This is a genomic window from Vibrio ouci (assembly GCF_004551525.1).
GTDB classification, from domain to species: Bacteria; Pseudomonadota; Gammaproteobacteria; order Enterobacterales; family Vibrionaceae; genus Vibrio; species Vibrio ouci.
In genome coordinates this window covers 1-1,000 of the sequence record NZ_SATR01000198.1, presented here as the reverse complement: position 1 = coordinate 1,000, position 1,000 = coordinate 1, and the positions used below count along the sequence as shown (strand labels likewise).

Annotated in this window: 1 protein-coding gene; it reads left to right on the top strand. The window is 36.2% G+C overall.

What is annotated here, in order from left to right; translation table 11 throughout:
* Window positions 1–379: 379 nt before the first annotated feature.
* On the top strand, window positions 380–934 hold the full coding sequence (locus ELS82_RS27980; RefSeq protein WP_134837781.1) for a photosystem I assembly protein Ycf4: 555 nt from the start codon (window positions 380–382) through the stop codon (window positions 932–934).
* Window positions 935–1,000 lie beyond the last annotated feature (66 nt).

Genomic DNA, 1,000 nt, shown 5'->3' with positions numbered 1-1,000 from the left:
AGACTTGGATCATAACACAGATATCTATTCAGTATAATATGGTATAACTTGTGGCTTCTTTCAAACAGAAAAGAAAGGGCAGGCGTAAACGTAAATATGATATATGAGTAAACGAGCTATTTGTTGAAAATAAGTCGCGATTGGGGCGGATGCCTGAAATAAATGCAAAGCCCATGTAGCTATATATGTGTAGTATGTGTAGATAGGGGATCATATGAGGGGGCTCCTATTATTTTACTTTTAGATCTAACGAATTGCTTCGAAAGATTCACATCAGAATAGTGCAAGTTGATGAAAGTTCCTTCGGAAACAAAAAAACGTAAAGTAAAATTCATTTTGGCCGGTCTCCCACTTCCAATAAAATGCAACTAGATCTAGTATGAGTTGGCGATCAGAACATATATCCTATTATTTTACTTTTAGATCTAACAAAATAAGTAATTTCTGCTGGGCCATTATACTTTTTTTAGGTTCATTGGGGTTTTTATTGATTGGAATTTCCAGTTATCTTGACAGAAATTTGATATCTTTATTCCCGTCTCAGCAAATCATTTTTTTTCCACAAGGGATCGTGATGTCTTTCTATGGGCTCGCCGGTCTGTTTATTAGCTCTTATTTGTGGTGCACAATTTCGTGGAATGTAGGTAGTGGTTATGATCGATTCGATAGAAAAGAAGGAATAGTGTGTATTTTTCGTTGGGGATTTCCAGGAAAAAATCGTCGCATCTTACTACGACTCTTTATGAAAGATATTCAGTCTATCAGAATAGAAGTTAAAGAGGGTTTTTATGCTCGGCGTGTCCTTTATATGGAAATCAGAGGCCAGGGGGCCATTCCTTTGACTCGTACTGATGAGAATTTGACTCCACGAGAAATTGAGCAAAAAGCAGCGGAATTGGCCTATTTTTTGCGTGTCCCAATTGAAGTWTTTTGAAATAAACCGAMGCAYTTTTCTTAGCAGGAGGTAAAAAACCAAAAAATCCTCTTTTTTTTTTTTTTT